Source organism: Phaeobacter sp. CECT 5382 (assembly GCF_001457775.1).
Classification (GTDB): Bacteria; Pseudomonadota; Alphaproteobacteria; order Rhodobacterales; family Rhodobacteraceae; genus Pseudophaeobacter.
The window spans coordinates 35,809-54,461 of the sequence record NZ_CYSG01000002.1; the positions used below are offsets into that span (position 1 = coordinate 35,809).

At 56.9% G+C, this 18,653-nt stretch carries 18 protein-coding genes; 6 read left to right on the forward strand and 12 right to left on the reverse strand.

The features are described from left to right. Positions 1-57: 57 nt before the first annotated feature. The 7 genes from PH5382_RS02095 to PH5382_RS02125 all read right to left on the reverse strand — a co-directional run bounded on the left by PH5382_RS02095 (position 58) and on the right by PH5382_RS02125 (position 8,980). Entirely contained in the window at positions 58-837 is a 780-nt protein-coding gene (locus PH5382_RS02095; protein WP_058332707.1) for an ion transporter, read from the reverse strand. An 88-nt stretch (positions 838-925) separates the two neighbouring features. After that, positions 926-2,173 carry a class I SAM-dependent RNA methyltransferase gene (locus tag PH5382_RS02100; protein WP_058332708.1) on the reverse strand — a complete coding sequence of 416 codons (1,248 nt, stop codon included), beginning with the start codon at positions 2,171-2,173 and terminating at the stop codon, positions 926-928. Positions 2,174-2,304: 131 nt separating this feature from the next. Further along, positions 2,305-4,155: an ABC transporter ATP-binding protein gene (locus tag PH5382_RS02105; protein ID WP_058332709.1), complete on the reverse strand. Its 1,851-nt coding sequence runs from the start codon at positions 4,153-4,155 to the stop codon at positions 2,305-2,307. Next, positions 4,152-5,990, reverse strand: coding sequence for an ABC transporter ATP-binding protein (locus PH5382_RS02110; protein ID WP_058332989.1), 1,839 nt, complete (start codon positions 5,988-5,990; stop codon positions 4,152-4,154). Before PH5382_RS02110 ends, PH5382_RS02105 begins: the two co-directional genes overlap by 4 nt. A gap of 257 nt (positions 5,991-6,247) precedes the next feature. Continuing rightward, positions 6,248-7,405: a CCA tRNA nucleotidyltransferase gene (locus PH5382_RS02115; protein WP_058332710.1), complete on the reverse strand. Its 1,158-nt coding sequence runs from the start codon at positions 7,403-7,405 to the stop codon at positions 6,248-6,250. Beyond that, positions 7,402-7,998: a CoA pyrophosphatase gene (locus tag PH5382_RS02120; RefSeq protein WP_058332711.1), complete on the reverse strand. Its 597-nt coding sequence runs from the start codon at positions 7,996-7,998 to the stop codon at positions 7,402-7,404. The genes PH5382_RS02115 and PH5382_RS02120 overlap by 4 nt, the downstream gene beginning before the upstream one ends. Continuing rightward, a complete protein-coding gene (locus tag PH5382_RS02125; protein ID WP_058332990.1) occupies positions 7,991-8,980 on the reverse strand; it encodes an Hsp33 family molecular chaperone HslO in 990 nt (329 codons plus the stop codon). Before PH5382_RS02125 ends, PH5382_RS02120 begins: the two co-directional genes overlap by 8 nt. 95 nt (positions 8,981-9,075) lie before the next feature. Between PH5382_RS02125 and PH5382_RS02130 the strand changes: the two genes are divergently transcribed. After that, positions 9,076-9,513 carry an NUDIX hydrolase gene (locus PH5382_RS02130; RefSeq protein ID WP_058332712.1) on the forward strand — a complete coding sequence of 146 codons (438 nt, stop codon included), beginning with the start codon at positions 9,076-9,078 and terminating at the stop codon, positions 9,511-9,513. Between the two features lie 414 nt (positions 9,514-9,927). On the opposite strand, the gene PH5382_RS02135 is transcribed toward PH5382_RS02130, so the two are convergent. Next, the gene (locus PH5382_RS02135; protein ID WP_058332713.1) at positions 9,928-11,199 is read right to left on the reverse strand and encodes a PP2C family protein-serine/threonine phosphatase; all 1,272 of its coding nucleotides are present in this window, start codon (positions 11,197-11,199) and stop codon (positions 9,928-9,930) included. A gap of 172 nt (positions 11,200-11,371) precedes the next feature. On the opposite strand from PH5382_RS02135, the gene PH5382_RS02140 reads away from it, so the two are divergent. Continuing rightward, positions 11,372-11,695, forward strand: coding sequence for an Hpt domain-containing protein (locus PH5382_RS02140; RefSeq protein WP_058332714.1), 324 nt, complete (start codon positions 11,372-11,374; stop codon positions 11,693-11,695). Between the two features lie 196 nt (positions 11,696-11,891). On the opposite strand, the gene ilvA is transcribed toward PH5382_RS02140, so the two are convergent. Continuing rightward, entirely contained in the window at positions 11,892-13,130 is a 1,239-nt protein-coding gene (gene ilvA, locus PH5382_RS02145; protein ID WP_058332715.1) for a threonine ammonia-lyase IlvA, read from the reverse strand. An 83-nt stretch (positions 13,131-13,213) separates the two neighbouring features. Continuing rightward, positions 13,214-13,891 (reverse strand): hypothetical protein, encoded by a 678-nt coding sequence (locus tag PH5382_RS02150; protein ID WP_231751773.1) that lies wholly within the window; start codon positions 13,889-13,891, stop codon positions 13,214-13,216. Positions 13,892-14,079: 188 nt separating this feature from the next. On the opposite strand from PH5382_RS02150, the gene PH5382_RS02155 reads away from it, so the two are divergent. The 3 genes from PH5382_RS02155 (at position 14,080) to PH5382_RS02165 (ending at position 16,196) form a co-directional block, all read left to right on the forward strand. After that, entirely contained in the window at positions 14,080-15,306 is a 1,227-nt protein-coding gene (locus PH5382_RS02155) for an argininosuccinate synthase (RefSeq protein ID WP_058332717.1), read from the forward strand. Continuing rightward, positions 15,303-15,761, forward strand: a complete 459-nt coding sequence (locus tag PH5382_RS02160; RefSeq protein ID WP_058332718.1) for a DUF1810 domain-containing protein — start codon at positions 15,303-15,305, stop codon at positions 15,759-15,761. Before PH5382_RS02155 ends, PH5382_RS02160 begins: the two co-directional genes overlap by 4 nt. A 150-nt stretch (positions 15,762-15,911) precedes the next feature. Continuing rightward, a complete protein-coding gene (locus tag PH5382_RS02165) occupies positions 15,912-16,196 on the forward strand; it encodes an SCP2 sterol-binding domain-containing protein (RefSeq protein ID WP_058332719.1) in 285 nt (94 codons plus the stop codon). A gap of 9 nt (positions 16,197-16,205) precedes the next feature. On the opposite strand, the gene PH5382_RS02170 is transcribed toward PH5382_RS02165, so the two are convergent. Together PH5382_RS02170 and PH5382_RS02175 are read right to left on the reverse strand one after the other, a co-directional pair. After that, positions 16,206-16,919, reverse strand: coding sequence for a sulfotransferase-like domain-containing protein (locus PH5382_RS02170; protein WP_058332720.1), 714 nt, complete (start codon positions 16,917-16,919; stop codon positions 16,206-16,208). Beyond that, complete coding sequence (locus PH5382_RS02175; RefSeq protein ID WP_058332721.1) at positions 16,919-17,827, reverse strand: D-amino acid aminotransferase; 909 nt, start codon at positions 17,825-17,827, stop codon at positions 16,919-16,921. Before PH5382_RS02175 ends, PH5382_RS02170 begins: the two co-directional genes overlap by 1 nt. 141 nt (positions 17,828-17,968) lie before the next feature. Here PH5382_RS02175 and msrA point away from each other — a divergent pair, with 141 nt between their 5' ends. Further along, positions 17,969-18,634 carry a peptide-methionine (S)-S-oxide reductase MsrA gene (gene msrA, locus PH5382_RS02180; protein ID WP_058332991.1) on the forward strand — a complete coding sequence of 222 codons (666 nt, stop codon included), beginning with the start codon at positions 17,969-17,971 and terminating at the stop codon, positions 18,632-18,634. The last annotated feature ends 19 nt before the right edge of the window (positions 18,635-18,653 follow it).

Here is an 18,653-nt window from a genome sequence, read left to right on the forward strand (position 1 = left end):
GCGACTTAACGTCAAACTGTAAAAAATCAAAATCACAACTTGCTGTCTACAGCAGACTCATTGCTTTTCGCTTTCTCCGAGCCGCGCTTCGATTGCTTTCAACCGCACCAGAACCTCATCCCGGTAGGCATCCGTGCGTTCGCCCTCTTCGGCGGAATGCGCATCCTGCATCGAATTGACGATCAGACCCACCAACAGGTTCACCACAGCAAAGGTCGTGACCATGATGAAGGGCACAAAGAATGCCCAGGCATAGGGGAAGACCTCCATCACCGGGCGTACGATCCCCATCGACCAGCTTTCCAGTGTCATGATCTGGAATAGCGAATAGCCAGACCGCCCCAGAGTGCCAAACCATTGGGGGAAATCGCTGCCAAACAGTTTGGTGGCCATCACCGCACCGATGTAAAAGATGATCGCCATCAGCAAGAACACCGACCCCATGCCCGGCAGGGCGGTCACAAAGCCTTCGACCACGCGGCGCAGGCTGGGGGCGACAGAAACCACCCGCAAAACCCTGAGGATCCGCAGGGCGCGCAATACGGAAAAGCCCTGTGCGCCGGGTATCAAAGCGATGCCAACAATGAAAAAGTCAAACAGGCTCCAACCGCTCAGGAAAAAGCTGAGGCGGCGCACGAATAGCTTGATCAGGATCTCGACGATAAAGATCCCAAGACAAAGCTTGTCCAGAAAATGGATCAGCCCGCCAATCTGCCCCATCACCACATCAGAGGTTTCCAGCCCCAGCGTCACCGCATTCAACATGATCACGGCCATGATGAAACGGGTGAACCCGGGGTTTTCCAAAAGCCGATCAAGGCGCTGTGTCAAAGTCATCAAGATCTATCCAAATCAGGCCCCGTGACGTGGGGAGAATTTCAGGTCTAAGCCTTTTCAATCAGCCAAAAGATCACTCGGCCAAAAATCAACTGGCCAGCGTGAAACTGGCAACGAGTTCGGTATGGGCCGACCAGCGGAACTGGTCAACAACCTGCACCCAATTGAGGCTATAGCCAGCGGCCACCAGTGTTTTTGCATCGCGGGCAAAGGTCACTGGATTGCAAGAGACATAGGCAATAACCGGTGTGCGGGCCGCCGCCAGTTGCGCCACCTGCGCCTCGGCACCGGCGCGCGGTGGGTCAATCACCGCCGCCTCGTAAAAAGCACCAAAAGGCTTCAGGTCTTCGGGCAGCAGTGGGTTTCGGAACAGATCGCGCGTCTCGGCCTTGAGCTTTTTCAGCCCCTTGCCCTGCCGCCAGCCCGCCTGCATGGCTTCGATCATGCCGCGGTCACCTTCTAGGGCATAGATTTCAGCCTGTGCCGCCAGTGGCAGTGAAAACGTGCCGCAACCGGCAAAGAAATCGACGATACGCTTGGCACCCTGGGTGATCTCTTGCACTGCTGCCAGCAAAGCCGCCTCACCATCACGGGTGGCCTGCAAAAACGATCCCGGTGGCGGGCAGACGCGGGCAGAGCCAAAGGCCTGAAGCGGCGGCTGCTCCATCGCTACCTGTTCATCCTCCCAGGTGAGGCGCGCAACCCCGTGTTGGCCAGCCAGAGTTGCCAGTGTCACCCGAAGGGTGCTGTCCAGTGGTTTGCCATCGCGCACCAGCACATCCAGCCCGGTCTCCGAAGTGGTCAGCGTCACCGACAGCGGTGTCTTGCGGCTTGCGCCTTCCATCGCCAGCGCTTCGGCCAGGGGGATGGCTGCGATCAGGCTGGGATCCAGCAGATGACAATCGGGGATCGGGGTGATCACACCAGAGGCGCGCCCGTGAAACCCTGCCATGGCACCCTTTTTGGTGCGGCGCACTGTCAGCGTTGCACGACGTCGCGATCGCGCGGGCGAGGTATGGATGGGGCGAAACGTGGTCTCCAGCCCCTGCGCCGCCAGCGCAGTTTTCACAATGGAGAGCTTCCAGTCTGCCACAAAATCATCACTCGCGTGCTGCAACTGGCAGCCACCGCAGGATTTGTAATGGCGGCAGGGCGCCTGGATGCGGTGCTCGGACGGGGTCTCGATACGGATATCCGTCAACTGGCTCCCCTCAACCACACCGCTCACCACCTCATCGGGCAGGGTGCGGGGGGCAAAAAGCGGGCCGAGGGCGACACCATCGCCCTGATGGCCGAGACGGGTGATCGTTGCTGTGGTTCTGGCTACGTTTGTCATTCGGGCTAGATAGCGACTGGTGCCGTTCGAAAAAAGGTAAATCCGCGCGTTGCTTGATTGAAAACAGCATTTATCACGCAATCTGCGCGCGCCATCGCCGATTGAGAGCACATTGAGCCCACAGGGCCCGCCTATTCAGCCGCAGCAGAGCCTTCATCGTCGTCGGTGCAGATGAAGCCACCAGACTGGCGGGCCCAGAACTGCGCATAGAGCCCGCCGCTTGCCAGCAGTTCAGCATGGCTGCCCATTTCAGCGATCTGGCCCTGCTCCATGACAATAATCCGGTCCATCTCGCTGAGCGTCGACAAGCGGTGCGCAATAGCCAGCACGGTCTTGCCTTCCATCACCCGCTCAAGTGCGGCCTGAATCAACGCCTCGACCTCGGAATCCAGCGCCGATGTCGCCTCATCCATGATCAGGATCGGTGCATCCTTCAGGATCGCCCGTGCCAGCGCAATGCGCTGACGCTGCCCACCCGACAGTTTCACGCCGCGTTCGCCCAGATAGGCGTCATAGCCGCGCCGCCCCTGCCCGTCTTCGAGATCAAGGATAAACTCATGTGCCTCGGCCTGTTTGGCGGCGGCGATCAGCTCGGCCTCGTTGGCCTCGGGGCGGCCATAAAGGATGTTTTCGCGCGCTGATCGGTTGAACATCGCGGTTTCCTGCGTGACCATACCGATCTGGCTGCGCAGGGAATCCTGTGTCACCGCAGCGATGTTCTGACCATCAATCAGTATATCGCCCTCTTCGCCCTCATAAAGCCTGAGCAGCAGCGACACCAAAGTCGACTTCCCCGCCCCCGAAGCGCCGACGATGCCCAGCTTTTCCCCCGGCTTGATGGTGAGCGAGACATTCCGGATGCCGCCCACATCGCGCCCATAAGCAAAGCCAACAGAGTCGAATGCAATTTCCCCGGCCGAAACCGCCAGGGTCTTTGCCGCGTCTCTGTCTTCGACTCTATCCGGGCGTGTCAGGGTCTTCATGCCGTTTTCGATCTCCCCCACGTTGGAGTAGATCGCCATCAGGGTGAAACTGACCCAACCGGTCATCTGCGCAATGCGGATCGAGACAGCCCCAGCCGCCACAATATCGCCTTCGCTGGCAGACCCGGCCCGCCACAGCAAAAGCGTCGCGCCGATCAACAAGACCGGAAGCAGCCCCGCCAGTGCCATCAGACAAAACCGGAAGGTTGCTGACAGATAGCCGAGATACAGCGCAGCCACGCGGAAATCGGCCATGGCATCCTGCGCACTACGTTCTTCATGGCTGGCATGGGCAAACAGTTTTACCGTCTTGATATTGGTGATCGTATCCACCACCTGCCCCGACACCATGGCGCGCGCACCGGCGCGCTCGCCAGACCGCTCGCGAATACGCGGCAGAAACCAACGGATCAGAGCAAAATACCCCACCAGCCAGGCGGCAAACAGCAGGGTGATCCGCAGATCAATCGCCCCCAGCAGCGCCAGCGACCCCGCCAGTGATGCCAGCGCAAAGGCCACCACATTGATCACCTCGGTTGCGACGGAGGTCACAGCAGACGCCGTTTGCATCTGTTTTTGCGCAATGCGCCCTGCGAAATCATCGTCAAAAAACCGCACCGATTGCCCCAATGTCCATCGGTTCAGACGCGACAACACCAGGGGGTTCACATTCGGTTGTACAATGATGGCATTGGACGCGGCAGACAGACCAAACAGCACTGGTCGCAGGATCAGGAAAAAACCCAACGCGCCGATGATCACCAGAATATTGCCCGTGGTAAAAAACTGTTCCGGCCCGCTGGCCAGCGCCGTATCGATCACCAGACCCAGAATGAAAGCCGTCCCCGCCTCCATACCGCCCGCCAGCGCAGAAAAAGCGGCCGCCAGAAACAACATCGGCCAGGCCCCGGCCAGACACCAGTCAAGGAAAGCTGCCAATGTTTTTGGCGGTGCGCCCCTGGCCGGCTGAAACGCGTCGATCAAGTTGCCTATCTTCATTCTGCTGCCTCGATATTCAAAAAGCCACCGGACTGCCGCGCCCAGAATTGAGCATATAGCCCCTGCGCCTGCAGCAGATCCTCGTGACGACCTTGTTCCGCGATCCGTCCCTGATCCAGTACCAGAATGCGGTCCATCTGTGCGATGGTGGACAGCCGATGTGCAATGGCGATCACCGTTTTGCCCTCCATCATTCCATATAGGGTCTGCTGGATGGCGGCCTCAACCTCGGAATCCAGGGCTGATGTGGCCTCGTCCAGCAACAGGATCGGCGCGTCTTTCAGGATCACCCGCGCCAATGTCACCCTCTGGCGCTGACCACCCGACAGTTTCACACCGCGTTCACCAACATGAGCGTCATAGCCACGCCGCCCCTGCGGATCTTCGAGGTCCAGAATAAATTCATGCGCCTGCGCCTGTTTTGCCGCAGCAATGATCTGATCCTCGCTAGCATCAGGACGCCCATACAACAGGTTGTCGCGCACAGAGCGATGCAACAGAGCGCTGTCCTGCTGCACCATGCCGATATGACTGCGCAGACTATCCTGACTGACCGTGCGGATATCTTGCCCATCGATCAGGATCTGCCCCGCGTCCGGGTCGTAGAACCGCAACAGCAGTTTCACCAGTGTCGACTTACCCGCCCCGGACCGTCCCACAAGGCCGATCTTTTCACCCGGCTTGATCGTGAGGTTGAGCTGATCTAACCCGCCGCTGTCGCGACCATAGTGGTGCGACAGATTCTTCAGAACCACCTCGCCCTGTGTCAGCTGCAAGGGAGCTGCTTTAGCGTCATCCACAAGGTCGATGGGCTGGGCGATGGTCTCCATCCCTTCGGCCACCACACCAAGCTGGCGAAAGAATGAGGTCAGCGCCCACATGATCCAGCCTGTCATTGCATTCAGCCGCAGCGTCAGCGCCGTGGCGGCGGCCACCACACCCGCCGAAGCTGAACCAATCATCCACAGATGCAGCGCCCAGCCGACCACACCGACAATCAGCAAGCCATTGAGAGCCACCAAAACGCCGTCCATCACCGTGAAGATGCGCATCTCCACCTGAAAGGTTTCGCGCGTCTTCTCGATCGCCTCTTTGGCATAAGAGAGTTCACGATCGTCATGGGCGAACATCTTTACTGAATGGATGTTGGAATAGCTGTCCACCACCCGCCCCGTCACCGTAGAACGCGCATCCGATGCTGCCTGGCTGGCAGGGCCAACCCGGCGGATCGTCCAGCGCACCAGTAAGGCATAAAGCACAAACCAAACCAGTAGCGGCAGCATCAGGCGCGGATCCGCAACCGTCAGCATGATGGCTGCGCCCACCAGATAAGCCAGCGAAAAGGTAATGGCATCAAACACCTGAAACACCACCTCGCCTGCGGCAGGTGGGGTCTGCATGATGCGGTTGGCAATGCGGCCGGCAAAATCGTTCTCGAACCAGGAAACCGACTGACGCAGCACATGTTTATGCGCCCGCCAACGGATCAGGGTGCCGAAATTCGGCAGGACGGCATTGTTGAGCAACAGCACATCCATCACCTGGACCAGTGGCCGCAGCAGCAACACGAACAGCGCCACCAGGATCAGTTCGGTGCCATAGGTCTGCCAAACCAGTTCGGGGGGGCCCGACAGCAGATCAACAACTCGGCCCATATAATAGATCAGACCGATTTCAATGGCCGCCACCACCACAGACATGCACGCGGTCAGAATGAAAATTACCTTGAAGGGTTTAGAATAGGCCCGAAGAAAAGGCCAAAGGCGAGTCGGCGGCTGATCCGTTTCCGGATAATCGCAATAAGGGTCAACGAGATTTTCAAAATAGCGAAACAGGGACAAAAACATGCGGGGCGCTCCTGAGAGTTGAGCAGAATGGGGAATGCGACAATGCAGACAAGGGGTGACACCACGGCCCCCCGGTCAAAAACGGGTGGTATGGTTTTAGCTGAACCAGATCCCGTAATACATTCGCATTCCTCCCGGCATGAGTGTTTTGGCATGTGCGTTTTGGCTGAGGGAAATTAGCCATAGATTTTGCCGCCTGTCACCAGAAGATTTTCACCTGGGGTAGTCGATCTGCGAATGTGAGGTTATTTCAACTGCTGCAACAATTGCGCCCGGTCCAGTTCAAAGCCCGAGGCGATCCAGCTTTTCTCCAGCTCTTTCAGGGCAGCGCCCAGTGTTGCACCTGACAGATCCGGCATCAGATCGGCTGCAAAAACTGGAAAAACCGCACCCGCCCCCAGTTGCAGATCTGTAGCCAAACTGTCCGCCAAAGGCTGTTCCAGCAAGGCTGCGCACAACAGGGCCGCGTCGCTGGCAAACTCTGCACCCTGCCGATAGGCGAGCTCGGCCGTTGTTTTGGTACCAGTCGCTGCCTCACGCAGGGCTTCCAGTCGCCGCGCCTGTGCTTTGCTCAGTCGCAAATGCGCCACCAAATCCGCCCCACCCAGCGCCGCAAGACGTCGGATTGGATCAGGATCACTCTCTGCCTCCAGATGCACCAAAGGCGCCAATGCGCGATCATCAGCACCCGGCAGGATCTGCCCCAGAACCCCGATTTGTCGCATCACAGCCACTGCGGGGGCCGGATCTGGTGCCGCCAGCATCTTTATCACCTCGGCAGTGATACGCTCCAGTGACAGTTGAGCCAGCCCGTCCAGATTGGCCGCGATCGCGGCCAGCGCCTGCGGATCAAACCCCGCGTCTTTGTCACCATACCAGGCGTGAAAGCGGAAATAGCGCAGGGCGCGCAGATAGTCTTCGCGGATGCGGTTTTCAGCCGTGCCGATAAAACGCACATGCCGCGCCACAAGGTCCGACATGCCACCCAAGGGATCGACAATGCTGCCATCGGGGCGGGCATAGATCGCATTCATGGTGAAATCGCGCCGGGCTGCATCCTCCGCGATCTCTTTTGAATAGGCCACGGTCGCCCGGCGGCCATCGGTGGCTACATCTTTGCGAAACGTGGTTATTTCATGCGGGATATGGTTTTTCACCAGTGTCACGGTGCCATGGTCAAAACCAGTGGGTATGGCCTTGATACCCGCCGCCTGCGCCAGTGCCATGACCGTCTCCGGCTCGGCATCCGTTGCGATATCAATGTCTGATACCGGAACCCCCATCAGGGCATTGCGCACACAGCCCCCAACAAACAGGGCCTGAGCCCCGCCTGCGGTCAGTGCAGAACAGACACTTTGCGTTGCCGGTTCCTGCAGCCAGGATTGCGTCGCCAAAGAGGTCATTGCGCCATCGCCCCGGCTAGGCCACGCAACATGCGGGCCGTGGCACCCCAGATGTAATAGGGACCAAAGGGAATAGTATAGTAATGTCGCCGTGTCCCGCGCCAGCTGCGCGATTCAACGATGTAATTCGTAGTGTCCAGCAGATGCGCAAGCGGCACAGAAAAGACTTCCGCCACTTCTCCGGCTTCAGGCCGAATTTCAAAGCTATCATGCAGCAAAGCAACCACCGGCGTCACCTGAAAACTGGTCACAGTTTCATGGCTGGGCAACTGGCCAACGACATCAGGCAGGTCGCGTGGCAGGCCGATTTCTTCCCAGGCTTCACGCAGGGCGGCCTCTGCTACGTCGGCGTCGCCTTCGTCCAGTTTTCCACCCGGGAAAGCAATCTGTCCGGGGTGATGTTTCAACGCCGAGGATCGTTTGGTCAGGATGATACGTGGTTCATCCTCGACCAGAGAGATCGCAACCAAAACACCGGCCGGGCGCAGCTTGCGCCCACCCGGAACGGCAAGATCGGGGTTGAGATCAAAATCAGATGATCCCGCCCCCTGATCTGCCAAAACACGTTGCAGAGTTTGCCGCAGATCACTCACCCGCGGCAGTTTCCGCTTCAAAGCCAACGCTTTTCGGGTCCAGATCGTAGTGCGCACTGCAGAACTGGCAATCTGCCGTCACCCGGCCATCGTCGGTGGTCATCGTGCCGATGTCTTTGGCCGAATAAATCGAAAGGCTTTGACGCACGCGCTCTTCCGAACAGGTGCAGCCAAAGTGAACGGCCTGCGCATCATAGACCCGCGGCTGTTCTTCGTGAAACAGACGCAGCAGCAGTTCTGTCGGGGTGATCGAGGGGCCGATCAATTCCAACTCATCCACCGTTGCCAACAGCGTGTTGACCCGGTTCCAATTTTCCTCGACCTCGCCGTCGACGATATCTGTCGCCTGCAGAGTTGCGCCACTGCCTTCGAGATCCTTGGACACAAAAGGCGAGGCCTTCGGCAAATGCTGCAGCATCACGCCACCCGCGCGCCAGTGTTCGGCCACACCCGGACTGGATGATTTTCCAAAGCTCAGCGTGAACACGGTTGGCAACTGTTCGGACTGGGCGAAATATGCACCCGCACAGGCCGCAAGTGACGGGCCATCCAATGCGGCAATGCCCTGGTAGGGTTTGCTGCCTTCGCCCTGATCGATCATCACGGCAAAATAGCCGTCACCCACCTGATCAAAGGGCGCAGCATCGGTCAGCCGTTCGGCATCATAGCTGGCATAGGCGCGGATGCGGGCGGGCTCACCTTCGTTCTGCGGCGCATAGTAGTCGGTCGCGATCATCCGTACCGGACCTTTGGACTGCACCTGCAGCGACAGTTTCCAGCGCAGTTTGACGGTTTGCCCGATCAAGGCCGTCAACAGCGCCATCTCTGCCACCAGGGCTTCGACCTGGGGCGGGTAGTTGTGCTGCTTCAAGATGCCATCAAGCGCCGAATCAAGCCGTACAACACGGCCCCGCATATCGGAAGCATCAAGCTGAAAAGGCAGGACGGTATCGTCCCATGCGATTTTCGATCCAAGAGTCATTTTTGATCCAACGGTCATGGGGGTTTCCTTAAGCGCCGGTGATTGGCATATCGAGCCTATATAGGGTTTTCCATGATAGAGTGAAGGGGGCGCAAATGATCAGGCGATTTGGCGAGGTGCCACGGCAAGGCCATAACTACATTTTGCGTCCCGGTGCCTATGCTTTGTTACCCCGCGACGGCAAGCTTTTGGTGACATGTCAGTTTGACCCCAGCCCAGATATTCAGCTGCCGGGCGGCGGCATTGACCCCGGCGAATCGCCCCTGCCCGCGCTGCATCGCGAGGTATTCGAAGAAACCGGGTGGTCGATATCAGCCCCCAAGCGGCTTGGCGCCTTTCGCCGCTATACCTACATGCCTGAATACGACCTCTGGGCAGAGAAACTTTGCCACATCTATCTGGCACGCCCCCTGCGCAAACGAGGGCCTCCGGCAGAGGCCGGACATGAAGCCCTCTGGCTGGATCCTCGCGACGCGGTGCAAGCCTTGGGAAATGCCGGGGATCGCCATTTCGCTGCGCGTTATTTTGGCTAAGTCATTTCTTTCGCATGCGCTCTGCATTGAAAACGCGGGGGCTTGTTGATCCTTGTTGGTTCTGGCCTTGCGGGCGTGTTCTCCCACCCCTTACCAGATTGGCTTTGCCACATCTGTCTGGGTTGGGAGTGGCAGCCCGCCAGGGCGGGCTGCTGTTAGTGACCTTATAGAGTGCAGGAGAGACAGATACCGATTGACGTGTTTCATTTTGGCTGCGTGTACACGCGACCGCAGCGCGCGATAGCGCGCTGCCGGGCCCAACAAGAGCATATTATCTTTGATAATTTGACGATTGGCGGGAGCCCCCGCCTCACTGAGGCCTACCCGACTGGGACACGTGACCCCATGTTGACCCGCCCTCGACTTTAGCCATAAACGATCCGGCTGGGTGGTCGCAGGTACTGTTGCAAGGATCTAGGGGCCTTCGTATTCAAACAGGGTTGCAGACACGTCGTCTTCCAACCCATGCTCCTGCGACATGATCTGCGTTAGGTTCCAATAGAGATCATCTAGGAATTCCTTACCGCTCTGTCGGGAATCGCATTTGCTGATCAGGTCTAGCAGACCTTCGGTTTCCAGCATCTCACCATTTTCCAGACGCGCCTCGGTAAACCCATCCGAATAGAGCAACAAGCGGTCGCCTTTTTCCAAAATGGTCTCTTCCTGGCTGTAGCCAATGTCTGGCACCAGACCAATTGGCACACCGCCCTTGCCAAGGAATTCGACACTCCCATCGCGTCGCAGCAGCAAAGGATGCGGATGACCGGCCTGTACCATTTTCAGCACACCACTGCGCAGATCAACGATGCAGTAGGCCATGGTGAAGTATTCTTCGATGCCGGTGTCCGCAATCAGACGGGCATTCAGCAGGCGTGCCACTTCTTCCGGCTGGCGCAACGCATAGAATCGGTTGAAGCGCCGCTCCATCCCGACGTTCTGGTCGAAATATGTCGATGACAGATAACCGCCCAGACGCGCTGTCATCATTGCCGAGGTAATACCGTGGCCGGAGACATCAATTGAATAAAAGCCAACCCGGTTGACCCCCGGACAGAACATCCCGACTAAGTCGCCACCGATATGGCCGCAGGGTTTCAACAACAGACTAACGGTAGAGGAGCCAAAATCCTTTGACAGTTCGGGAACCAGAGATTCCTGAATTTTTCGGGCCTGAATAAGATCCTTGTCGATGGCATCATAGACGCGCTGCAGCTCATCCAGAGTATCAGACACGATACGGTTTTTTTCCGACAGCTCCCGCTGCATCCGCAAAATACGTTCGCCTGCTGAAATGCGCGCGCGCAGCTCGTCCGAGCTTACGGGTTTTGTCAGGAAATCATCGGCGCCGGCATCCAGCCCTTCGGCGATTTCGTTCTTTTCGCTCTTGGAGGTCAGCAGAATGAAATAGGCGTAGTTGTCTTTTGATTGCTCCCGAAAGGTCTGGCAGAATTCCAGACCGTTCATGCCCGGCATCATCCAATCGCTCAGGATGAGGTCCGGTGGCTCTTGCAGGCAGATCTCCATTGCTGCTTCGCCGCTTTCAGCTTCGACAACGTCAAATCCCCACTTCTTCAGAGAGGCGACGAGAATACGACGCTGCAAACGGCTATCGTCGACAACCAACACACGGCTGATCGACCCGCTCATGGCGTGTTCCTCATTGTCCAGTGAACTGTCTGGCAGCACCCTTGGCACCTCATCAAATTTGGTGGTCGTCTCGTTACAACTGACACTATCGGTGCAGACCTTTAACAGGATATGAATTCTAAAATTCGTCTCATTGCCCGTTTTTCACCATAAATTTACTACATACAACCTAAGAGTCCTTCTCAAACCGAAGGGAATTAGGAACCGTACGATGATTGATTGGCCCCGTGTAAAGGAACTGAGAGACGAAGTTGGTCCCGAAGACTTCGACGAAGTTGTGGACCTGTTTCTCGAAGAAGTTGAAGAAGTCATCGCCAAACTGCGTGATGGCGACCGTGCGCAGCTGGAACAAGACCTACACTTTCTGAAAGGCAGCGCCATGAACCTGGGCTTTGACGATTTTTCCCAGCTGTGCTTGGCCGGGGAAAGAAAATCCGCTCAAGGTGAAGCAGGAAGCGTCGACCTTATTGAAATCGTAGATAAATTTGAGGTTTCAAAAGTCGGGTTTCTGGCAGAGCTTCCTAGCCTCTCATAACCCGAACATAACCTGGAAAATTCTTTGAAACCGAGCAAAATTATTCAAAATATCTATTTATTTTCATACATATAGAAGCATTCAAATTTTCATTCCGCGTCGGCGGTTCAGGTCAGATCCAAGCCAATGCGACGGGCATTGATCGAAACGCTTTTGCGCCCGAGATCCATCCTTGTCTCGACATGCATAGACTTCTCTAGATCAAAAACTGCGCCAAGGTTTCATCATTGGTGATATCCGTATAGGACATGCCCGCAGCCTCCAGACGGGCAAACAGATCAGCGAAATTTTCTGGCCTCTTGGTTTCTATACCGATGAGCACGGAACCAAAATTGCGCGCCGACTTTTTCAGGTATTCAAACCGTGCGATATCGTCTTCTGGCCCCAGGATGTTCAAGAACTCCTTCAGGGCGCCAGGACGCTGTGGCAGCCGCAATAAAAAATATTTTTTTATGCCGGAATATCGCTGCGCGCGTTCCTTTACCTCTGGCAGGCGCTCAAAATCGAAATTTCCGCCCGAGGTGACGCAAACAACCGTCTTACCGCGAATCCAGGATCGTACATCGCCCAGCGCCTCGACCGACAGTGCACCGGCCGGCTCCAACACGATTCCCTCGACATTCAGCATCTCGACCATGGTAGTACAAACACGGTCTTCGGACAGTGCCATCACATCCGGCAGCGGTACATGTTTCAAAAGTTCAAATGGGCGCGCTCCCAGACGGCCAACCGCTGCGCCATCGACAAAGGTATCCACCGCATCCAGTGAAACCGGCCGCCCGGCTTTGAGTGCCGCGCGCAGGCAGGCACCACCTGCGGGCTCAACATATAGGCTGTGAACCCTGTCGCCAAACCAGCTGGTCACCCCCGCCGACATACCGCCACCGCCCACCGGTAGGATGACATGATCCGGCAGCCGTCCCAGTTGGGCTTCGATTTCAACCGCGATGGAACTTTGCCCCTCGATCACGTCCGCATCATCAAAAGGAGACAGGAAATGCCCGCCTTCGCGCGCGCACCAGTCCTGCGCCGCTGTCAGCGTATCGTCGAAATAGTCACCAACCAGATGGATCTCGACATTATCGCCCCCAAAGATCCGGGTTTTCTGGATCTTTTGCTGCGGTGTTGTCACCGGCATAAAGATCACGCCTTTGACGCCCATGTGTTTGCACATGAATGCGACGCCCTGCGCGTGATTGCCCGCCGAGGCGCAGACAAACAGCTGCTGATCCGGCTGTTTGCGCATGGCATTGAATGCGCCACGGATCTTGTAAGACCGCACCGGGCTCAGATCTTCACGTTTCAGGTAGATATCGGCCTCGAACCGCTCTGACAGGTGCACATTGCGCTGCAAGGGCGTTGCGGGAAACACATCGCGCATCGCCGCTTCGGCGGCGCGGGCGGCTGTTTTAAAAGGGGTGTCTGGATCGCTCATCTCATAGTGAGTGACTCAAGCCCGGCCCCAAGGCAAGAGGGCGAGGTCAAAGCATACATAAGAATACCAAATTGCCCGTGATTTCAGATATCACGACCTTCGATCGCAATGCCATAAATAGTGGTCAGAATGCTGATCCCCACCATGGTATAAGCCCACTGCAAGACACCGAACAGGATCACGCCGATCAATATGCTGACCTGGAACATGATGAGCGCCGCCACAGCAGCACAAAAGAGACTGACAACGATCAGTGACAGGCCGGTGACCAGAATTGCACCGGACAATTCTGTAGTTTCAGCCCAAGCCTGTGCTGGCCCAAGCGGCCTGCCGAGGGCTGCGGCCGGCAACATCGGGGACAAGCGGTAAAAAGCCCACAAAACAGCAACAAGGACAACAAAGACCGCAACCGCAAACAATGGCGTGGCCACTCCGAAAACAATACCGGCAAGTGCCCCCGCCCCTCCGGCAACCAAGGCCAGCATGACCGTCAAAAGTAGAATCACAAAAAAGTAGGACAGCATGCGGCGACCATGGAATGTCGGAAGGCTGCCACCGTGTTCTTCCAGCAAGACGAACCGATGCCAGGCAACGGCAACCCAAAGCCCGGCAACCCCGGTCAGAATCTGCAAAAGAACTGACAGTGGTTCATTGGCCGTCGCACCACTTTCGAGGTTGTCGACGGTAATTGCCCCCCCAATCACCAGACTCAAAATCATGGTCACGATCAGTGGCGATGAAATGCGAATGGCATCCTTCAAGTTGTGGTTCAGCAAAAACACCGAATGCGAAAAAATCTTCCAGCCTGTCACCCGACCATGCTCCTTGAATACAGAGATCAAATTTTCAGCACGTTAGGCGAGCACTGATGCAATGAAAACCCTGCCAAACCTTGCCCTCGCGTCTGAAACCCGGTATCGCCCAATCGATCTGACTGAGAGGAAATTCCATGTCCGCGCCCAAGAAAGTTGTGCTGGCCTATTCCGGTGGCCTTGATACCTCCATCATCCTGAAATGGCTGCAGACCGAATATGGCTGCGAAGTTATTACGTTCACCGCCGATCTCGGCCAGGGTGAAGAGCTGGAGCCCGCCCGTCAAAAGGCAGAGATGCTCGGCATCAAACCGGAAAACATCTACATCGAAGACGTGCGCGAAGAGTTCGTACGCGACTTTGTCTTCCCGATGTTCCGCGCCAATGCGGTTTATGAGGGTCTCTACCTGCTGGGTACCTCGATTGCGCGTCCGCTGATCTCCAAACGTCTTGTTGAGATCGCCGAAGCCACCGGTGCTGACGCTGTTGCACATGGTGCAACGGGCAAGGGTAACGACCAGGTTCGTTTTGAACTCGCAGCCTATGCGCTGAACCCCGACATCAAGGTGATCGCGCCCTGGCGGGAATGGGATCTGACCTCCCGTACCCGTCTGCTGGAGTTTGCTGAACAGAACCAGATCCCAGTTGCCAAGGACAAGCGCGGCGAGGCACCATTCTCGGTCGATGCCAACCTGCTGCATACATCGTCCGAAGGCAAAGTACTGGAAGACCCTGCTGTTGAGGCACCCGACTACGTCTATCAACGAACAGTAAACCCAGAAGATGCCCCGAACGAGCCCGAGTTCATCGAAATCGGCTTTGAAAAGGGCGATGCGGTCTCGATCAATGGCGAAGCCATGTCGCCCGCGACCATCCTCACCAAGCTGAATGAATACGGCGGCAAACACGGCTGTGGCCGTCTTGATCTGGTTGAGGGCCGTTTTGTCGGCATGAAGTCGCGCGGCATCTACGAGACCCCCGGCGGCACCCTGCTGCTCGAAGCGCACCGTGGGATCGAAAGCATCACCATGGACCGTGGTGCGATGCACCTCAAAGATGAGCTGATGCCAAAATATGCTGAACTGATCTACAACGGTTTTTGGTACTCGCCCGAGCGCGAAATGCTGCAGGCCGCCATCGACGCCAGCCAGACCCATGTCACCGGCACGGTTCGTCTGAAGCTCTACAAAGGGTCCGCCACTTGTGTTGGCCGCTGGTCGGATCACACGCTCTATTCCGAGGCCCACGTGACCTTCGAAGAAGATGCAGGTGCTTATGATCAAACCGATGCGGCGGGCTTTATCCAGCTCAATGCGCTGCGTCTGAAACTGCTAGCCGCCCGCGAGCGTCGGTTGAAAAAATGAGCGAGTTTGACGACATAGACGGCGATTTCGAGGACGATTTCGAAGAAGAGCTGGAGATGTTTGTTGAGGCCCAGGACACCGTTTGGTCGGATGTCCTGGCCGAGCTCAAAGCCGGAAAGAAGACGAGCCACTGGATGTGGTTCGTCTTTCCGCAACTGGCAGAGCTGGGCAAGTCGCATATGGCACAGCTTTACGGCATCGAAGACCTTTCTGAGGCCACGGCCTATCTTGCCCACGAGGTGCTGCGCGCCCGTCTGGTTGAAGTCAGCGCGCTGATGCTGACCCATCAGGGACAGGATGCCGCTGTCATTCTTGGCGCAACAGATGCCAAGAAACTATGTTCATCGATGACATTGTTTGCCGCCGTTCCCGGTGCCCCGGATGTATTTGCCGAAGTACTCGCGACCTTTTATGGCGCGATGCCCTGCGATGTGACCAGTCAGGCAATCACCTAAATTCCATGCAATAGGCTCAATACCAGAGCCTATTCCTGCGGATTTTCACAGCTGACCTCCTTCCTTTCCCTCTCGTCATGCTTGCCAGCTGTCGCCGACATGCCTACCCCTTCGCGCAAAATTCTACGCAAAACCCAGGGGAGCGCACCGATGGCACTTGAAGACATTGCAAAGGGTATTTCCGACGGCTTGCAGGGCAAAAGCTTTGACGGGTCTCTGAAGTTCGACTGCGGCGACGATGGCGTCATCATTCTAGCCGATGGTGGGGCAACGACCCAGGATCGTGACACCGATTGCACCATTGCCCTGTCGCAGGACAATCTGGTGAAACTGCTCACCGGCAAACTGAACCCGATGACCGGCGTGATGATGGGGAAGCTGAAGATCTCGGGCGATATGGGAACGGCCATGAAACTGGGCAAACTGATCGGCTAAGGTGAAACCTCAGATCTTCTGTGCCTTCATTACTTCATAGTAGGGCATTGCTGCGTCCAATACAGGGCGCAGACTATCGGACACCTCCGGCAATGCACCTTCGGGACCGGCAAAACCGGTTGAGTTCCACACCGCGCCATACCAAACTGAAGCCCAGACCCCATCGTCGGGATGTCCTCCTTTAGGCCAGGTCAGCATTTTGGGCGACGGCGGCAGGCCAATCGCATCGCAAAGCTGCTCCAGCTTGGCTTCAGGGTCGTCGCGAATGTCGTGGCTATCCACCACCACAGGGATCTGTCCCCAGCTACGGCACAGATCAAACAGCTCCGCCTGCTGGCGAAACCCAATGTCATCCAGTGTCGGATTTTCGCGCTTGGCCGCATAAGAGGCAATCACCCGGGCCGGATGGCGGATCAGAAACACATTGGTCACTTCGCGCATCCAGTCACGTGGCACACCGTCGATCATATGCTGCGTCATATGTTTCTGATAAAAATAGGGTTTTGCCGCGGGGACAGGCCCCAGCAAAGCATCAGCCACCACATTAGGATCCTGGGACTGGCTTTCCAGGATTTCCTCGCGCATTGGATGCTCCAACCCCGTCATTGCCAGGTAGGCGGCATAAAAAGGCTCGTCCACCACGGCACAGTCGCCTCGGTTGCCAAAGGCATACATCATCGCCGTCGACAGGTTGCGTGGCCCGGACCACATGGCAACCCGCATCAGGCGCACTCCGCTTCGATCATGTCCTTGTAGAGTGCGCGTATGCGTTCTGTGACAGGCCCCATCTCGCCGGTGCCGATCTGCCGCCCATCAATATCACCCACCGGAGTCTGTGCCCCAAATGTGCCGGTCAAAAACGCCTCATCCGCGCCATAGGTGTCGACCAGTGAATAATTGCGCTCAAACACCGGGATGTCATTGGCGCGGCACAGGTCGATCACCTTTTGGCGGGTGATGCCGTTCATGCAGTAGTCCCCGGTCGAGGTCCAAACCGCGCCTTTGCGCACAATGAAGAAATTGCAGGCATTGGTGGTGTTCACAAAACCATTCACATCCAGCATCAGACCCTCATCCGCACCGGCCTTTTCGGCCGCGATACAGGCGAGGATGCAGTTGAGTTTGGAATGAGAGTTCAGTTTTGGATCCTGCGTCATCGGCAGCCCGCGCAGATGCGGAACCGTCGCCAACCGAATGGGACGCGGCAGATTGGGTTTGGAATGTTCCATGATGATCACCATGGTCGGCCCCTGCTGCGACAACGACGGATGCTGGAAGGGGCGGGTTTTTGGACCGCGTGTCACCATCAGTCGGGCATGGGCATCGGTGGTCATGCCATTGGCCTTTTGTGTCTCTAATACAGCGTTTTTTACGCCTTCCCGATCAAGCCCGATATCCAGATCAATGGCTTTTGCAGCCTCGAACAGACGGTCCAGATGTGCGTCGATAAAGGCCCAGGTGCCGTTATACAGCCGCAGCCCTTCCCAGACACCGTCCCCCAGCATGAAACCACTGTCATAAACGCTCACCGTGGCCGCAGCCTTGGGGACAATTTTGCCGTTGAGATAGATCAGGATCTCTTCATTGCGCTGATCTTCCGTCGCCTGGTGGGTGCTCATTTTTTCGGTCATGGTGTTCTCCTTGCGCCGCACGCTAGAAGGATAGGATCCAATTTCCAAGCGGTAACTTGCGCTCACCTCCACGTGACATTTGATGTCAGTCCCTTGAGCCGAATGCCCCGGCCCGGCAGGGTGCTCAAAACGGAGGCCATCATGAAGATTCTCGCGACCCTGAAACCCATCGTCCTGACCCTGTGCATGGGGCTTGCTCTGGTTCTGCGCGGCCACGAAGCCGAAGCGCAATCAACAGAAACGCTGACAGTGGCTGGCGGATGTTTCTGGTGTGTTGAAAGCGATTTTGAATCTGTCCCCGGCGTGATTGGGGCCATTTCTGGATACACTGGTGGCAGCACAAAGAACCCCACCTACGGCGATGTCGGCAAGGGTGGCACCGGCCATTACGAGGCTGTCGAAATCACCTTTGACCCCGTCCGCGTCAGCCGCACGAAACTGTTGAACATGTTCTTGCGGTCAGTTGATCCGACCGATGCTGGGGGGCAATTCTGTGATCGTGGTGAAACCTATCGTACGGCGATATTCGTCTCTAACGCGGATGAAAAGACCTTGGCGATACAGGCGATCAAGCAAGCTCAGGCCGATCTGGGGCAAAAAATCATCACCCCAGTTCTGGATGCGAAAACCTTTTACCACGCCGAAGACTACCATCAAGATTACTACAAAGGCACCAAGCTGGTCTTCACCCGCTTTGGCCCGAAACGGCAGGCGTCTGCCTATAAACGCTACCGCGAGGCCTGTGGCCGCGATGCGCGTGTAGCGCAGCTTTGGGGGAGCGCAGCGCCCTTTGCCAAGGGGCACTGATCGCAGCGGATCAAGAACT